This window comes from Catenovulum sp. 2E275, assembly GCF_025515275.1.
GTDB lineage: Bacteria > Pseudomonadota > Gammaproteobacteria > Enterobacterales > Alteromonadaceae > Catenovulum.
This window is the reverse complement of the sequence record NZ_JAOPFU010000064.1, coordinates 1-17,136: the sequence shown is the minus strand read 5'-3', so window position 1 is coordinate 17,136 and position 17,136 is coordinate 1. Positions and strand designations below refer to the sequence as shown.

Genomic DNA, 17,136 nt, shown 5'->3' with positions numbered 1-17,136 from the left:
CATGTGAGAGTAGCACACTGCCAGGCTCTTAATTTGCTCGATAGATGAGCACAAGATATTAAGCCCGACTCGAAAGAGCCGGGCTTTTTTCGTTTGTATGACTGACCTTAATTTCCAAAAGCTTCATTTCTATTTTTCATCTTCATTTTAAAAAGTCTGGTGTTTTTATTTTTGGCTTGTTAATCTTTTTTATTATTTATGATTGATGGTTTATTTGATGAAATCTGTTATTTTTTCTATTACTCCTTATATTCTTATCTTTTTATCATCTGTATCAATTCCTGTCTATTCTGCTGAAACACACTCTAAAGAATGTGTGATTTTACTGCATGGCCTAGCCCGTAATGCCTCTTCTATGGAACAGTTAGAAGATAGATTGAAACAAGCTCAATATACGGTTGCTAATATTGATTATCCATCACGGGACGCTAAAGTTGAATATTTAGCTGAACTGGCTATTAATGAAGGAATTGCCTCTTGCAGACAGCAGAAGGCAGAAAAAATTAATTTTGTGACTCATTCTATGGGCGGTATTTTAGTTCGTTATTTTTTGAGTAAAAGGGAAGTTGATAATTTGAGGCGAGTGGTGATGTTAGGTCCGCCTAACCAAGGAAGTGAAGTAGTCGATGAATTAAAAGATTTAGAAATTTTTGAATGGATTAATGGTCCTGCGGGACAGCAATTAGGCACAAAAAAAACGAGTTTGGTTAATCAGCTTGGCGCTGTTGATTTTGAACTTGGGATTATTGCAGGGACTAAAACAATCAATTGGATTTTATCTGCTATTCTTCCTAATAAAGATGATGGCAAAGTGACAGTTGAAAGCACAAAAGTTGAAGGTATGTGTAGTTTTGTGGCATTACCAGTCACCCATACTTTTATGATGACAAATGATTTGGTTGAAAAGCAGGTTGTTTCGTTTTTAAAACAAGGTGTATTTTCTGAGCCAGATTCGCAAAATAATTTATGTAGCAGCACTGTTTATTAAAAGGAGTATCAAAATGCGTTGGTTAAAGGTGATTATATTTTTGTTATTGGCGTTATTGTGTTTTTCGATTGCTAACCTTAAAGGTGTCGCCATCTTATTTGTTGTTGGTATTATATTTGAGGGGTTAATGTGGTTAGCTGTATTTAGACGTAATAAAGTTAAGACTAATTCAAATAACCTAAGTTAAATTCGCCTGATTTTATAGCTGATTGGCTTTTCTAAAATTACCTTGGTAATCAAAAATAAGCTCTGTCACTTGCCAGAATTGTTTCTTCTTATGGGCGATGACAAAATCTGGATAAGGGATTAAGTGCTTTGAATCTAATACCTGCTGATTTGTTTTGAACTCACTAGGCTTGGCTCCGTTGGCTAAACGCCTGCCAAAAGTTTGATTAAATCTATCTCTTTGTTTTTTACTATTCAGATTAAAAATTTCACTGAGTTCTTGAGCATCTTCATCAAAATAAGTGATTTTTAGTTGATCTTTAATTTCGCTAATAAGAATACCTTGGCAGCGGATCACCATAGCATTTTTTAGCTTAAGTGCGTCTTTGATTTGATCGTCTGGATCAACCAAAGCATATTGGCATTGATGGCAATATCTAGCTGCAATATCGTTTTCTTCTTGGCATTGTGGGCAAGTTTTAAATTTAAATCTAAAGCTGCATTGCACAGGTAATTCATCTTCGTTGTTTGATAATAACCCCCAACAACGTCTGCCAAAGTGTTCGATTATATCTCCGTCAGCATCTGTTTTACCCCAAAATGTATTGCCAAAACCACATTCAGGACAAGGAACTAACACAGGCTCTGTGTTTTTATTTGGACGTACATTTCCAACTTCTGGATCGTACAAATCAAAATCATTACCAGCATAATCTATCACCAAACAATCTGTTTTATCCTCAGCTAAACGTAAACCGCGACCTACTATTTGCTGATATAGACTGACAGACTGAGTTGGCCTTAAAATCGCAATAAAATCGACATGCGGCGCATCAAATCCTGTGGTTAATACCGCTACATTAATTAAAAAACGGATATCTTTTTGTTTAAATTGTTCAATGATCCTATCTCTTTCTTTATTGGCTGTATCTCCAGTTACAATTGCAATGAGGTTTGATTCGCTAAACTGACTTAAATAAGTATAAACTTCATGTGCATGTTGTACAGTGGCTGCAAAAATCATAACCCCCTGTCTGGTTATTGCTTGCTGGGCTATTTGCTCACATATTGCTTTAGTGACTCTTGGGTATTTAATTAAAAGTTGATTAATATCATTGGTTTTATATTCACCATTGGCAGTTGCTTGTAAATGACTGAAATCATAATGCTCTGTTGCGGCATTAACCAATTTAGGTGGGGTTAAATAATGATTTTTAATCATGTATCTGAGTGGTAACTCATAGATACAATGCTCAAAAGGACAGTCTGACTCCGAACGGGCAAAACCAAAATAGTGATAGCGATAAATCCAACCAAAATCGAGCCGGTATGGTGTTGCGGTTAAGCCTAAAATTTTAAGCCTAGGGTTATTCATTTTTAGCTTTTGAATTACTTTTTGATATTGATTATCGGTCGATTTTTTAGGGGAAGAGGAATTTGGCTGAGCAGCTGTAGTTGCGCTTTTATTTATTTTATCAACTTCCATTTTTGGGTTAGCAACACGGTGGCATTCATCGATAATCAGTAAGCTATATGGATAATCAAACTGGGTTAAATTAGGGGCAACCGATTGCACACTGGCAAAAGTAACTTGATGGTGTGTTTCTTTACGGTTAAGTCCAGCTGAATAGATACCGGCTGTTAAACCATAACTTTGATATTTTTGATGGTTTTGTTCAACTAGCTCTTTAACATGAGTTAATACCAGAATCCGGCCTTTGGCTATTTTAGCTAGTTCAGCAATGACTAGGCTTTTTCCCGCTCCTGTGGGGAGGACAATAACAGCGCTGCGATCCGACTGTTTAAAATGATTGATAGTCGCATCGACAGCTTCTTGTTGATAAGGCCTGAGTTGGTACATTTTAGCTTATGCAGTCAATTAGTGAAGTGCAGCCCGAAAAGGTAAGTTTTCACAAATTTTGGCTTCAAAATCTAAAATTTCTTCTAAGCGCGAGTCTACTGTTTGTTTATCAAAATATTCGTAGGCGAGTTCAACAAATAAATTTTTATGTTTAGCTTCTGATTTAGCAATCATTTGATAAAAGTCTTTGTCTTTGCCTTCAGGTAAGGCTTCTGCAACTAATGCAAAGCGCTCATGTCCACGGGCTTCTATCACACCGGCAACCAGTAGTCTGTCCATTAAAAACACGTCTTTACCGTTTCTAAATACTGAGCGAATTTGTTTAATATAGGGATCTTGTTTATCTTCACCTAATATTTCGTCCCGTTCATCCAACAGCTTTAAAACCTGTTTAAAGTGAATTAATTCTTCAAGTGCTAAATCTGTCATCGCACGAACTAATTTTCGTCTGTCAGGGTAGTGTGACAACATAGAAATCGCCATTCCTGACGCTTTTTTTTCAGCCGCAGCGTGATCTTGCAAAAAAGTATTAAAATCAGCTAGCACAGCTTTGGTCCACTCAAACGGGGTTTTATATTTTAATTCAAACATGGAGTATTCTTTTAAGTCGAATCTAAGGTTATATAGATGTTGATTTTACCTGCCTGACAGAGTCAGGAAAAGGGCTAAATTATTTTGTGCCATTCTCAAACGTGAGTTTTTGGTAATCAATTTTATCGATTTTACCATTGCGGGTAGATTCTATTTTTAACGGGTGCTTAATTTGGTTCCAAGCAGTTACTTTACCGGCAATATTAATCGGCTTAAATCCAGACTGAATTTGTGCTGTAGAAATATCATCTAGTTTTAAAAACTCAATTAATTGTAAAAAGCTGTTGCTATCGGCTAGTTTGAGTATTAATAAATCATCAGGTCTGTTTTTAAAATAGGTTAAAACATGAGATCGATGCTTTTGGTAACAGGCTGTTAAAAAGTCATCAGATTCTAGGTTCGTTAGATTAAAGGGGCTAAAAACTTCGGTAAAACAGCGCTTTATTACAGGGTTAAATCCGCCATTTGCTACTAATAAATTTTTGGACATCCGTTTTAATAATTGCCTAATGGATGGTCGCCATTGGATTAAATCACGTTCCAAATAAATAAAACGGCTGTTTGGATAAATTTTATCTAAACTCGGATAATCATAAAATACCGGTGTATCGGCGATGACTTCTGCTTGTTGAAAACATTGATAAGTATATGCGGTATGAGCCGTTTTAAAACCCAGTTCGAGCATCGCAACTGATAAACTGGTGGTTGCAGTACGTGGCAGACCAATAATAAATATTTTGTTGCTTTGAATCATGAATTTTACGAACCTATTTCAGGCTAAAGCCTGACCTACAATGTTAATTAGATGTACTTGATTCAATAAAAAAGCCGGATGTGAATCCGGCTTTTTATACATTGATCTTTCGGCTTACGCGACAAATAAACCGACCTACGCAGTTAAAAATTAAAGCGCAGAAATTTCATCAAATTGTTGTTGTAATTTAGATAAAGCCGACTCTGCTTCTTCAAGCTTTTGGCGTTCTTTACTGATAACTGCTTCTGGCGCATTGCTGACAAATTTTTCGTTGCTTAATTTACCTGAGATAAAAGACACTTCTTTTTGTGCTTTATCCATCGCTTTTTTAAGGCGGGCAAGTTCTGCATCTTTGTCAATTAAACCCGCCATCGGGATTAATAAATCCATATCACCAACTAACGCGGTTGCCGACGCTGGGCCTTTATCACCTTCAGCTAATACATCAATGCTTTCTAATTTAGCTAACGACTGTAAAAAGCTTTGGTTATCGGCTAATCGACGTTTATCCGTTGAACCTGCATTACGTAGTAATACCTGAATCGGTTTATTAGGGGAAATATTCATTTCGCCGCGAATATTACGTACACCTAAAATAAACTGTTTTAACCATTCAACATCAGCAATGGCGGCTTCATCCACCTTGTCAGCTTCGTATTTTGGATAAGCCTGAAGCATAATGGTTTCGCCAGTTGCGCCAGCTAAAGGCGCGACTTTTTGCCAAATTTCTTCGGTAATATAAGGTGTGACTGGATGCATTAAGCGTAATAAACTTTCTAATACTTGAATTAACGTTTTGCGTGTACCACGTTGTTGTGCTTCACTGCCACTTTGCAGGACAGGCTTGGTCAACTCTAAGTACCAATCACAGAACTGGTTCCAAGTAAATTCATACAGTGTTTGTGCTAATAAATCAAAGCGGTAGCTGTCAATATACTTACGCGATTGTTCAATGGTTTCTTGCAGGCGGCCTAAAATCCATTTATCTGCCAGTGATAATTCAATATCACCACCGTCTAAACCACAGTCTTCGCTTTCTGTATTCATTAATACATAGCGGCTGGCATTCCACAGTTTATTACAGAAATTACGATAACCTTCCAGGCGCTTCATGTCCCAGTTGATATCACGACCAGTTGACGCCATTGCCGCTAAAGTAAAGCGCAATGCATCTGTGCCATGAGCCTCAATACCATTTTCAAAGGTTTTTCGGGTGTTCTTTTCGATTTTTTTCGCTAGTTGCGGCTGCATCATATTACCGCAGCGTTTTGTCACTAAAGACTCTAAATCAATCCCGTCGATCATATCGATAGGATCTAATACATTACCTTTAGATTTTGACATTTTATCGCCGTTTTCATCACGGATTAATCCGGTCACATAAACGGTTTTAAATGGCACTTGTGATTTGCCGTCTTCATCTTTAATAAAGTGCATCGTCATCATAATCATTCTGGCTACCCAGAAGAAAATAATGTCAAAGCCGGTAACTAAAACTTCTGAAGGATGGAAAGTTTTAAGTTCTGGTGTTTGCTCTGGCCAACCTAACGTTGAGAAAGTCCAGAGTGCAGATGAAAACCAAGTATCTAATACATCTTCATCCTGAGTGAGTTTGATCTCAGCACCTAAATTATGTTCGCTACGAACTTCAGCTTCATCTCGACCAACATAAACATTGCCAGCGTCGTCATACCAAGCTGGAATTCTGTGTCCCCACCATAATTGACGTGAAATACACCAATCCTGTACATCATTCATCCACGAAAAATACATATTTTCGTATTGGTGAGGGACAAATTTAATGTCACCATTTTTAACCGCTTCAACCGCAGGTTCAGCTAATGGTGCAACTCGAACGTACCACTGGTCCGTTAATAAAGGCTCGATAACAACACCACTACGATCGCCATAAGGTACGGTTAAGCTGTGATCTTCAATAACTTCCAATAACCCCGATTCTTCAAATTCAGCAACAATCGCTTTACGCGCTGCGAATCTGTCTAAACCGTGAAAACGTTCAGGAATCGGTGCATCCATTGCAAATGGTTTACCATCAAAAGTAAAGGTTTCGCCAACTGGTAAAATGGCTGCATCCTGATTAAAAATATTAATCATAGGTAACTGATGGCGTTTACCTACTTCATTATCGTTAAAATCGTGCGCAGGGGTGATTTTTACGCAGCCTGTGCCTTTTTCCATATCCGCATGTTCATCGGCAACAATTGGAATACGACGATTAACAATGGGTAGAATAATCTCTTTACCAATTAAATCCTGATAGCGCTCATCTTCTGGGTTAACCGCAACACCGGTATCGCCTAACATGGTTTCAGGGCGGGTTGTGGCAACCACAATATAATCTTTACCGTCTTTGGTTGTCACACCGTCAGCCAAAGGATAACGGAAGTTCCACATGTGGCCTTTTTTATCTTTATTTTCAACTTCTAAATCTGAAATTGCGGTGTGTAATTTAGGATCCCAGTTAACTAGGCGCTTACCACGGTAAATTAGATCTTCTTTATGCAAACGCACAAATACTTCTTTAACTGCTTCAGATAGGCCATCATCCATTGTAAAACGTTCTCTGTCCCAATCAACAGATGCAGCTAAGCGACGAAGTTGTTTAGTAATTGTACCGCCAGATTCTTTTTTCCAGTCCCAGATACGGTCAATAAATGCTTCACGGCCAAGGTCATGACGGGTTTTATCTTCTTCCGCTGCCAGTTTGCGCTCAACTACCATTTGAGTGGCAATACCTGCGTGATCAGTACCTACTTGCCAAAGGGTATTATATTGATCCATGCGTTTGTAACGGATCAGGGTATCCATAATGGTATCCTGAAAAGCATGACCCATGTGTAAACTGCCGGTTACATTGGGTGGTGGGATCATAATGCTGTAAGCATTACCTTGGCCTGACGGTTTAAAATAACCTTTTTCTTCCCATGCTTGGTACAAAGATTGTTCGATAGCGGATGGATTAAATTTGGTTTCCATAAAATATATTTACTCTAAATTATGCGATTTGTGCAGGACTAGTGGATAAACTATGGCCTGCTTGTCTAAAAGCTTTGTATCTTTCTCTGGCCTGTTGCTTGGCTTTATCAGCAGCAGGTACAAAATCAAAAATTTGTTGAAACTGGTTGCTAAATGTCGGCACTTGCTGGCTTAAATTAACTAACACGCTACGGCGGTTAGTCGGAGCTTGCCAACTAATTTCTACCGGTGAACCATAACTTGGTCCTTCACCTTGTAAGTTATGGGCGACAAACTGGGTCGCATCGAACTGCCATAACATTTCGTCTATTGCTTCTGCCTGAGCCTGAGTATCTGTGTATACAAATACTTTATGTTTGTCGCGATACAGTTTGGCCACTAATTTGCAGGCAAATAGCACAACAGCCGAATCAGATGATTCGGCTGTATTATCAGGTAATAAATAAAAAGTAATCTGACTCATTTATCTGGCTTATTAATCGGATACTTGGTTAGATGCCCGGTTAATTAAATACTGAGTTAACAATGGAACAGGGCGACCGGTTGAGCCTTTATTTTTACCACTATTCCACGCTGTACCTGCAATATCTAAATGTGCCCAGTTGTATTTTTTGGTGAAGCGGGATAAGAAACATCCCGCAGTAATACTACCAGCAGCACGGCCACCAATATTTGCCATATCAGCAAACGGACTTTCTAATAGCTCTTGATAATCATCCCACAAAGGCAAACGCCATGCTCTGTCACCTGATTGCTCAGATGCATTAACTATATCGTGCGCCAGTGGGTTATGATTACTCATTAAGCCGGTTGCGTGGTGGCCTAAAGCAATTACACAAGCGCCGGTTAATGTTGCGACATCTATAACTGAATCTGGGTTAAAACGCTCAACATAAGTCAGAGCATCACATAAAACTAAGCGGCCTTCTGCATCTGTGTTTAACACTTCAACCGTTAAACCAGACATGGTCGTTAAAATATCTCCAGGGCGATAAGCACGGCCATCTGGCATATTTTCACAGCCAGCTAAAATGCCGACAACATTAATCGGGAGCTTTAACTCAGCTAATGCATGCATTGTACCTAATACACCGGCAGCACCGCCCATATCGTATTTCATTTCATCCATGCCCGCGCCAGGTTTTAATGAAATACCACCAGTATCAAACGTTAAGCCTTTACCCACTAAAACAATTGGAGCAGTCTCTTTGTCCGTTCCCTGATACTGAATAACCGACATAACCGATTCATTTTCACTACCACGACCAACCGCTAAATACGAGCCCATACCCAGCTCTTGCATTTCTTTTTCTTTAACTAAATAGGTTGAAACATTGTCGTATTTATCTGCAAGTTCTAATGCTTGATTACCTAAATATTCAGGGTTGCAGATATTAGGCGGTAGGTTAGCGACGTCACGGCAAACTTTTTGACCGGCTGAAATCGCTAATGCATGCTCAACTGCACGCTCGCCAATAGATAATTCTTTACGGGTTGGAACATTAAATACAATTTTACGTAGTGGACGACGCGGTTCTTCTTTTTTACTTTTTAGCTGGTTAAAGGTGTATAAACAATCTTGAGTTGCTTCTACAGCCATACGAACTTTCCAGTAGGTATCACGGCCTTTTACGTGCATTTCTGGTAAAAAGCAAACCGCTTCCATTGAGCCGGTTTCATTTAATGTATTAATCGTTTTAGCGATAATTTGGCGGTACTGGCGTTCATCTAATTCTCTTTCTTTACCACAACCGACTAATAAAATTCGTTCGCTTAATACATTAGGTACATGATGCAGCAATAACATTTGGCCAGCTTTGCCTTCTAAATCACCACGGCGTAATAAATTGCTGATGTAGCCGTCACTGATTTTATCAAGCTGCTCAGCAACAGAAGTTAATCTGCGAGGTTCAAAAACACCTACCACGATACAAGCGCTACGTTGTTTTTCTGCGCTGCCGCTTTTAACGCTAAATTCCATGTTGACTCCTAATGCTTAAATATATGCGCGCCAATCAAAATTTGAGTTTGATCAAAATTAATAAAACCCGAAAAATGAAGATAAGCTCTGGTTTTCCGGATATTTTGGCAAATTAACACTGAATAAAAAACTGAATATCAGTTACAATTTGTGAAATAAAATTCAGCTTACTCAATTAAGCGGAACAATATTTATAATTTTAACTCAAATTCTGTTTAATTTGGCCTAGATTGACAGTATTTTGTTGTAAAAATACCGAGTTTACTTAATATTTTGCTTTATTGCAGCAAAATACGATATTAACGGACTTTAAATTGATAATTTTTAGATACCTATTTACTGAAACATTTAAAGCTCAGTTTGCCGTTTTTGCGGTGTTAATGACCATTTTTACCTCCCAGACTCTAATGCGTGTATTAGATGATGCAATGGAAGGAAAATTACCCACGGATATGGTCATTAATATGCTTATGTTAACCATGCCATCTTTAGCTGGGTTAATCCTTCCTCTTAGTTTATTTATTGGTATTTTCCTCGCCCACGGGCAAATGTATGCCGATAGTGAAATGACGGTTTTAAAGGCTTGCCGGATAAGTGAGTGGTATATCACAAGGGTCACTTTGGTACTGGCAATTTTAATTGCTGTGATTACCGCGTTGCATTCGTTATGGTGGACGCCCAGTTCATTTGCGCAGCGTGAAGCACTACGTCAGGAAATTAAAGCTAATATAGGTTTATCTTCGGTTGTCCCTGGTCAATTTCAACAATCTAGTAATAAAAAAGCCGTGATATTTGTGCATGATAATGAACAAAACGAAGGTCATTTAAATCGAGTTTTTGTGGCACAGTTAACTCCTGATGAGCAGGAAAATGACTTTTATGTTTTATATGCCAAAAGTGGTTATACCGAGGCCTTTAATCAGGGAGCTGAACGTTTGGTATTATCTGAAGGCACAGCGTATCAAGGCAATATTAACAGTCGTGAATATACCATTACTGATTTTGTTGACTATAAAATGATCATTAAAGAACAAACAATTGAAGAACAACGCTTAAAGTTAATGGCTGTTCCAACTCTGGATTTAATTCAGCTTAAAAGCAGTGCTGCAATTGCCGAACTGCAATGGCGCTTATCGTTGCCTCTAAGTGTGATTATTGTTGCACTTATTGCAGTACCTCTTGCTAGAGTTAAACCCAGACAAGGCAAGTTTGCCAAATTAGTGCCTGCTTTTGCCATTTACCTCTGTTACTTTTTATTACTAATGGCAGGTCGTTCTGCACTGGAGGATGGTAAAATTCCAACTAGTATAGGGCTATGGTGGATACATCTTGGTGGTTTGACTTATGGATTATATTTATTCACGACGGAACGAACGATAGGTCGTCAATTTAGAGCACTATTCTTTCGTAGGAGTCGGGTATGATTCGGATTCTAGATTGGTATATAGGCCGGGCAATTGTAACGTCTACATTTTTTGCTTTACTGGTATTGACTGCGTTAAGTGGGTTAATTCGATTTGTTGAACAACTTAGATTGATTGGCCGTGGCAGCTATGCAATGTCTGACGCTGCTATGTTTGTGATCTTTTCGATAGCTCGAGACTTGGAAGTTTTTTTCCCAATGGCCGCTCTGCTTGGTGGTTTATTAGGGCTTGGTGCTCTGGCGACTAATAGTGAATTAATTGTGATGCAGGCTGCAGGCTTATCTAAGTTAGACATAATCAAGTCTGTGATGAAAACAACTACTATTATGGTGGTATTAGTTTTATTGGTTGGGGAATTTTTAGCGCCTAAAATGGAGCAAACAGCTGAAAAGCTGAAAGATAATGCTATTTATGGCAGTAAAGCCGAAGTTGCGGCTCAGGCTATTTGGTTAAAGGACGGTGCAAAATTTGTCCATGTTGGTGACAGTAATAACTTAGGGCACCTGAAAGATATTACCATTTATGACTTTTCTGACGAGCTGGAGCTCACTCAGGTAACTCATGCACAAGATGCTATTTTTCAAAATCATCAATGGCAGTTGAAAGATTTATCTATTACCTCGGTTTCAGAACAATCTATTCAAAGATTTGAACAAGATTCAAGTGATTGGAAGTCAAACATTACACCAGATAAATTAGCGGTCGTGTCGTCAACACCTGAATCATTATCTTTAGTGGAATTGTCGGATTATCTGGAATACTTGGATCAAAATGAGCAGGATGCAAGTCGTTATCAACTCGCATTTTGGCGGAAAATATTACAGCCCATAACAGTAGCAGTTATGATGTTAATGGCATTATCTTTTATATTTGGACCTCTGCGCAGTACCTCTATGGGTGCAAGGATATTATTGGGTGTCATGACAGGTTTCGGTTTTTTTATTGCTAACCGAATTTTTGGGCCAGTGGTATTGGTTTATAGTATTCCCCCAGTGGTTGGGGCAATTATGCCAAGTGTTATTTTTACACTTATAGCACTGCACTTATTAAAAAAACGGTAGGTTTTTTATCCGAGCGACACAATCATGGGCTATTCGTAATTTATTTTAAGTGATAATGAATCTCATTTGTGTTATGTTTGCTCAGCTTTAGAATAATATTCAGTTGTTTAGCCAAAAACTAATATTGTATGTTGGGAACTTGGAATATCTGTCGTGAATAAAATTGGAAAAAATACCCGCGAATTTAATTTAATTCAGCAAAATTTGGTTGATTATGTTGAACCTATCTTAGGTTGTAGATCCAGAGCAGAAGATATAGTTCAAGAAGTCATTATCCGAACTATTCCGAATGAGCAAAGCTGTATCCCAAAGCAAGGTGTAGGATATTTATACAAGGCAGTTAAAAACTTGGCCATTGATTTTATTCGCCGATCAGCAATGGAAAAACGTCATCAATCAACTCATATTATTAGTTGGATTGAGCCTAGTGCAACGCCAAACCCGGAAACTGTATTAGCACAGCAAAAAGAAATCAGCAAAATAGTGAATGCATTAGATAAATTGCCAGAGAAAGAAAAAATAGCGATTCAAAAGCATCGTATTGAAGGCTGTTCTTTTTCTGAAATAGCACAACATTTGAATGTGTCTAATGCAACAGTCCATCGGCTTATTAAAAAAGGTTTTTTAACCATAATGAAAGAATTAACCCCTAAAACTGATAAAGAAAAGGACGATGATTAATCGTATTTATAATGTGTGGGACGGGTTAGGGCGCTATAGTTGTGTTAGAAAAAAATAAAATGGCAGAATCAAAAATGAATGATTCTAAAGAAAAGTTACAGGAAGAAGCATTAGATTGGATCCTTTTATTACAGGATAATCCGGATAATTCAGATGTCTTAAAACAACATAAAGATTGGCTTGCTAGCTCTGAGAACCACCAGAGAGTCTGGCAAGAGAGCCAGAATGTTTGGGAGTTATTGGGCAACTTAGACACTGTATCAAATAATATTAGTGAGTCCCCTCAACAACCTGAAAAAAATAAAAGTAAACAAAAATTCTTTTTTAATTCTGTGCTTTATTTTGCTAGTGCAGCTTGTTTGTTATTGACTATGTTACCAGGCTTATGGAATGTGTTTTTTACGGATTATTATACTCAGGCTGGGCAAGTGCAAACCATTAGCTTAGAAGATGGTAGCAAACTAACACTAGGGGCAGATAGTGCAATTAAAGTTGAATTTAACGAGCAATACCGGAAAGTCGAGATACTTCAGGGACAGGTTTATTTCGATGTTGTTCATAACCCAAATAAGCCTTTTTTGGTTAAATCTGATGATTTAGATGTTCAGGTTTTAGGTACTAGTTTTGATATAGAATTAGGGGAGCAGGCTACTTGGTTAGGTGTTGAATCTGGCGTTGTTAAAGCAGAGTCAAATGATCAGGTAAATGTTTTAACAGAAGGTATGTTGTTAAATATACAGCCTGTAATTGGGGAAAATACCATATCTAATACGGCTCAACATAATGTCAGCTCATGGCGAGAAGGTCGCTTATTTGTTAAAAACCGTAAGGTTAAAGATATTATCTATACTTTAGAACGCTACTTTAGCGGATATATTTATGTTGCGGACGACTCTATTTTGGAGCAAAAAGTAACAGGGAGTTTTCAGCTTAATCAAGTTGAAAGTGCCTTATCAGCAGTGATTAGGCCTTATGGTGGCAAAGTGACCTCAATTTCGCCTTACATTTTGATTGTTAATAGATAACGTTAGATGGTTTAAACTCAATTAGCGAATAAGCTGGGTTATTCTTTGCTAATTGTTCAGTTTTCACAAATACTATTAATTAATGAAACGAATCATAGTATCGATCGTTTTATCATTTTAACTATTCAAAATATTATATGAAATATACCAAAACTAAAGGTCAAAGCCGATTTACAGAGTATTGTCACTTTTCTACACGAATATTGCTGTTAGCGTTTGCTTTTGTCAGCTTAGGCTTGGGTATTTTAGGGATTTTTATACCGGGTTTACCTACCACTGTATTTATTCTCATGTCATCATGGGCTGCGGCAAAATGTTCTCCAAAGTTATCGAGTAAATTATTATCACACCCAATCACAGGCCCAATTTTAGTTAACTGGCATAATGGTGGTTATGTTAGTCGAAAATCTAAAATTGTTGCCGGCACTAGTATGTTGATATGTGCTGGAATAATTTGGTTGTTCAATGTTAATTACTGGATTGCTGCAATGAGCAGCATTTGTATGTTAAGTGTTTTTATTTGGTTATGGTTACGCCCCGAACCGGCAAATAAGTAAGTTTTTTAGTTCTTTTTATAAAAAATTTATTTTTCTACCTTATTTTATGAAACAAAATTAAATCTCAATCGTTTTTGATAATTGAAATGTAAATAATTATCATTATCGAGGTTTGGTTTGAAGTTACCTGTAAATTCAAAAGCATTTAAAAAGAGAAAAATAAATTCAGTATTATTTGTTTGCATTTGTCTGCTCTCATCTACTGCTCATTCTATGGATATCCAATTTGATATTCAGGCTCAATCATTACCGGAAGCGCTAGATTTATTCTCAAGAAAAACGGGAATGCAATTTTCTGCAAAATCAGAATTACTTGAAGGAAAAATGTCTGCTCCTGTTGAAGGCGTATATTCGGTAGATACAGCATTGGCAAAACTACTGCTCAATGCTGACCTGATTTGGATAAAAACATCTTCTAATACAATTGTATTAAAAAAAAAGCAGCAGAGTTATGAGGAAGAGCCTCTAATGGCTTTAGATATGCTTACTGTTAAAGCTATTCTCGAACCTGATAGTGAAGATCTTCCATACAATACGGCTGGCTCGTCCAGCTACATTAGCCAAAAAGAAATTGAAAGATTTCGCGGTACCTCAGTTGGCGATATTTTTCAAAGCGATAGTGGCATTTTGATTGGTGAAAATCGCAATAGTGGTGGCTTAGATGTCAATATTCGAGGTATGCAAGGTCAGGGGCGCGTACCTGTAGTTGTGGATGGCTCTCGTCAGGAAACAACTGTTTATCGAGGTTATGCGGGTGTAGCAAGCCGTTCATATTTAGATCCAGATCTTATCGGTGGCATGGAAATTTCTAAAGGGCCGACTATGGATGCGTCTGGCACGGGCGCCACCGGTGGGATTGTTATCGCCAAAACAATAGGAGCAAAAGATATTGTTGAACCCGGTAATAATTGGGGGTTGAGGGTCAGATTATCGGCAATTGGTAATAATAGCGGGACAGCCGCTGAAACTGGTACTTTTTCGGGATTAAGCGCGCAGAGTTCAACGTCATCTGGTACCTATCGCACAGATTGTAGAACCGAAAGCTTATGTAGCGGAGCATATAATTTAAATAATGCTTATGGCCCAGGCTATACTTTAGAACGCCCACATTTATTAGATTTTAAAGGCTTTGCTGGCAGTATTGCTTTTGCCAATCAATTTGAAAATGTCGATCTAGTATTAGGCTATGCTAGACGCAAACAGGGCAATTATTACACGGGTTCAAATGGACCTACACCAACTTTAGATATTTCTGATCAAATTGATCGAGGCTTTTATACAGAAGTTAGGGCAAAAATAGATGGTGCAAGTCGGTTTAGAGCCAATGAAAGAATCGCTAATTCTAATTTTGAAAGTGAATCCTACATTGCAAAAGGGACATTTTATTTAACAGAGGAGCATACTCTCGAAACAACTTACCGGAAATATTTAAGTACTTATGGTGAGCTAATGCCATCACAACTACTTTGGTTTGGCAAAGTCAGCCAAACCGATGGTAGTGAGGTTGATGTAGATACATACACAGTTCAGTACAACTTTACCCCTGAAAAATATAGTTATATAGATTTAAAAACCAATATTTGGCATACCCAAGCCGATACCCAAAACCGCAACTATTCAGAAGATATGTCTGTAATGCTTAACGGTATGGTTGGTTCGGATGAATTATATAAACGCTGGGGTGCGGATATTAATAATACAGCCCGTTTAAGCAATCGTTATTTCACTGAGTTTGCATTCGGTTTTGCTTGGCAAAAAGAATGGGTTGATAATCGAAACTTAGATGCTCAAGGCGCAGCTGTTCCGGGGCAAACAGATAGACGAGGTGGGCGAAAAGAACTCAGTGCCTTTTTTAATACTAAGTGGCAATTGACTGATACATTAAGCGGACAATTAGGTACGCGTTATACTAAATTTAAAGCAAATGATGATAATCCAATTAATTTAAGTTCAGATAGTGTATTTTGTGAAGATGCCAATGCAGATGGTGAATGTGATGAGTTGTTTTATCACAGTGATGGCTCAGGTACTGCACCTATTGCCAGTTTATTATGGGAACCTGTTGATGGTTTTCAAGGGTATTTGCGTTATGCAGAAGCACTAAGATTACCTAGCTTATTTGAAACCACTAGTGGCTTTTCATCTTCGCCTTCATTAGATGTTACGCTCAAACCAGAGCATACTAAAAACAAAGAAATAGGCTTAAATGTATGGCGGCACGATGTGTTATTTGCCGATACGCTTAAATTTAAACTGGCGTATTTTAGAAATAAAACAGAAGACTATTTGACTCGTACTATTCCAAATGTATGGGAAGAAGGGGAAGCTACCTCTCGTTTTTTTACGACCCGCAATATAGATAGCCTCGAATTATACGGTTATGAAATTTCGTTGGATTATGATACTGGATTTACTTTTTCAAAAGTATCAGCAACCCGTTACCACCATATTGAAATGTGCCATGTTGGCAGCTATCGACGTGAAGAATGTACCGATTATGGTATTGCTAACTCGTATATTAATAACATGATTCCGCCTAACTGGAATGCGTCGCTATTAATTGGCACTCGTTTGTTTGAGGAAAAATTAGAGCTAGGTGCCCGCGGTACCTTTATGGGAACCAGAAACAGAGTACCAGTGAGTAATGACGAAACCAAACTAGGATTTAATGAACCCATTCAATGGCATAGCTATACCCTTTGGGATTTATTTATCAGTTATCAAATGACTGAACGGCTCACTGCTGATTTCAATATAGATAATGTCACGGATCAATATTATCTCGATGCATTAGGGTTAGGTTTAGTACCGTCTCCGGGAAGAACGGCCAAGCTCAGTTTTACATTTAAAATTTAATTATTTTTTCACTTTAGATTCATTGGAGTAATAGATGAGTAACACTTATAAACAAAATTATTGGCTGCGTACTTCTTTAGCTGTCAGTGTTGGTTTAGCTTTATCAGGCTGTGGTAGCAGTAGTGGTGAAGATGAAACGATCAGACCCATTGCGGTAGCTGATTTATCGTCAGAGCGATTATCACCAGCAGATAC

Annotated in this window: 14 protein-coding genes; 8 read left to right on the top strand and 6 right to left on the bottom strand. The window is 38.0% G+C overall.

Going from position 1 to position 17,136, the window contains the following annotated elements; all coding sequences use genetic code 11:
* The first annotated feature begins 217 nt into the window (after positions 1–217).
* Together N7931_RS17945 and N7931_RS17940 are read left to right on the top strand one after the other, a co-directional pair.
* Positions 218–988, top strand: coding sequence for an alpha/beta hydrolase (locus N7931_RS17945; RefSeq protein WP_316250595.1), 771 nt, complete (start codon positions 218–220; stop codon positions 986–988).
* 13 nt (positions 989–1,001) lie between these two features.
* On the top strand, positions 1,002–1,175 hold the full coding sequence (locus N7931_RS17940; protein ID WP_262795726.1) for a hypothetical protein: 174 nt from the start codon (positions 1,002–1,004) through the stop codon (positions 1,173–1,175).
* Between the two features lie 12 nt (positions 1,176–1,187).
* Here N7931_RS17940 and N7931_RS17935 read toward each other — a convergent pair whose 3' ends face one another.
* The 6 genes from N7931_RS17935 to pepA form a co-directional block, all read right to left on the bottom strand.
* On the bottom strand, positions 1,188–3,014 hold the full coding sequence (locus N7931_RS17935; protein WP_262795725.1) for a DEAD/DEAH box helicase: 1,827 nt from the start codon (positions 3,012–3,014) through the stop codon (positions 1,188–1,190).
* Between the two features lie 18 nt (positions 3,015–3,032).
* Positions 3,033–3,605 carry a tRNA-(ms[2]io[6]A)-hydroxylase gene (locus N7931_RS17930; protein WP_262795724.1) on the bottom strand — a complete coding sequence of 191 codons (573 nt, stop codon included), beginning with the start codon at positions 3,603–3,605 and terminating at the stop codon, positions 3,033–3,035.
* Between the two features lie 79 nt (positions 3,606–3,684).
* Positions 3,685–4,359 (bottom strand): sulfotransferase, encoded by a 675-nt coding sequence (locus N7931_RS17925; RefSeq protein WP_262795723.1) that lies wholly within the window; start codon positions 4,357–4,359, stop codon positions 3,685–3,687.
* A gap of 150 nt (positions 4,360–4,509) precedes the next feature.
* On the bottom strand, positions 4,510–7,356 hold the full coding sequence (locus tag N7931_RS17920) for a valine--tRNA ligase (RefSeq protein ID WP_262795722.1): 2,847 nt from the start codon (positions 7,354–7,356) through the stop codon (positions 4,510–4,512).
* Between the two features lie 19 nt (positions 7,357–7,375).
* On the bottom strand, positions 7,376–7,819 hold the full coding sequence (locus N7931_RS17915; protein ID WP_262795721.1) for a DNA polymerase III subunit chi: 444 nt from the start codon (positions 7,817–7,819) through the stop codon (positions 7,376–7,378).
* A gap of 12 nt (positions 7,820–7,831) precedes the next feature.
* Positions 7,832–9,337, bottom strand: coding sequence for a leucyl aminopeptidase (pepA, locus tag N7931_RS17910; protein WP_262795720.1), 1,506 nt, complete (start codon positions 9,335–9,337; stop codon positions 7,832–7,834).
* Between the two features lie 314 nt (positions 9,338–9,651).
* Here pepA and lptF point away from each other — a divergent pair, with 314 nt between their 5' ends.
* From lptF to N7931_RS17880, 6 genes are all read left to right on the top strand, one after another.
* Complete coding sequence (gene lptF, locus N7931_RS17905; protein ID WP_262795719.1) at positions 9,652–10,761, top strand: LPS export ABC transporter permease LptF; 1,110 nt, start codon at positions 9,652–9,654, stop codon at positions 10,759–10,761.
* Positions 10,758–11,822: an LPS export ABC transporter permease LptG gene (gene lptG, locus N7931_RS17900; protein ID WP_262795718.1), complete on the top strand. Its 1,065-nt coding sequence runs from the start codon at positions 10,758–10,760 to the stop codon at positions 11,820–11,822. The genes lptF and lptG overlap by 4 nt, the downstream gene beginning before the upstream one ends.
* A 153-nt stretch (positions 11,823–11,975) precedes the next feature.
* Positions 11,976–12,503, top strand: coding sequence for a sigma-70 family RNA polymerase sigma factor (locus tag N7931_RS17895; protein ID WP_262795717.1), 528 nt, complete (start codon positions 11,976–11,978; stop codon positions 12,501–12,503).
* A 41-nt stretch (positions 12,504–12,544) separates the two neighbouring features.
* A complete protein-coding gene (locus tag N7931_RS17890; RefSeq protein ID WP_262795716.1) occupies positions 12,545–13,528 on the top strand; it encodes a FecR family protein in 984 nt (327 codons plus the stop codon).
* A 137-nt stretch (positions 13,529–13,665) separates the two neighbouring features.
* The gene (locus N7931_RS17885) at positions 13,666–14,085 is read left to right on the top strand and encodes a YbaN family protein (RefSeq protein WP_262795715.1); all 420 of its coding nucleotides are present in this window, start codon (positions 13,666–13,668) and stop codon (positions 14,083–14,085) included.
* 213 nt (positions 14,086–14,298) lie between these two features.
* On the top strand, positions 14,299–16,941 hold the full coding sequence (locus N7931_RS17880; protein WP_262795714.1) for a TonB-dependent receptor: 2,643 nt from the start codon (positions 14,299–14,301) through the stop codon (positions 16,939–16,941).
* Positions 16,942–17,136 lie beyond the last annotated feature (195 nt).

What these genes read in the sequence shown, in the direction of transcription:
- N7931_RS17930 (WP_262795724.1), bottom strand. Translation starts at nt 3,605, where the DNA reads ATGTTTGAATTAAAATATAAAACCCCGTTTGAGTGGACCAAAGCTGTG.
- N7931_RS17885 (WP_262795715.1), top strand. Translation starts at nt 13,666, where the DNA reads ATGAAATATACCAAAACTAAAGGTCAAAGCCGATTTACAGAGTATTGT.
- N7931_RS17940 (WP_262795726.1), top strand. Translation starts at nt 1,002, where the DNA reads ATGCGTTGGTTAAAGGTGATTATATTTTTGTTATTGGCGTTATTGTGT.
- lptG (WP_262795718.1), top strand. Translation starts at nt 10,758, where the DNA reads ATGATTCGGATTCTAGATTGGTATATAGGCCGGGCAATTGTAACGTCT.
- N7931_RS17880 (WP_262795714.1), top strand. Translation starts at nt 14,299, where the DNA reads ATGGATATCCAATTTGATATTCAGGCTCAATCATTACCGGAAGCGCTA.
- N7931_RS17925 (WP_262795723.1), bottom strand. Translation starts at nt 4,359, where the DNA reads ATGATTCAAAGCAACAAAATATTTATTATTGGTCTGCCACGTACTGCA.
- N7931_RS17945 (WP_316250595.1), top strand. Translation starts at nt 218, where the DNA reads ATGAAATCTGTTATTTTTTCTATTACTCCTTATATTCTTATCTTTTTA.
- N7931_RS17915 (WP_262795721.1), bottom strand. Translation starts at nt 7,819, where the DNA reads ATGAGTCAGATTACTTTTTATTTATTACCTGATAATACAGCCGAATCA.
- N7931_RS17920 (WP_262795722.1), bottom strand. Translation starts at nt 7,356, where the DNA reads ATGGAAACCAAATTTAATCCATCCGCTATCGAACAATCTTTGTACCAA.
- pepA (WP_262795720.1), bottom strand. Translation starts at nt 9,337, where the DNA reads ATGGAATTTAGCGTTAAAAGCGGCAGCGCAGAAAAACAACGTAGCGCT.
- N7931_RS17935 (WP_262795725.1), bottom strand. Translation starts at nt 3,014, where the DNA reads ATGTACCAACTCAGGCCTTATCAACAAGAAGCTGTCGATGCGACTATC.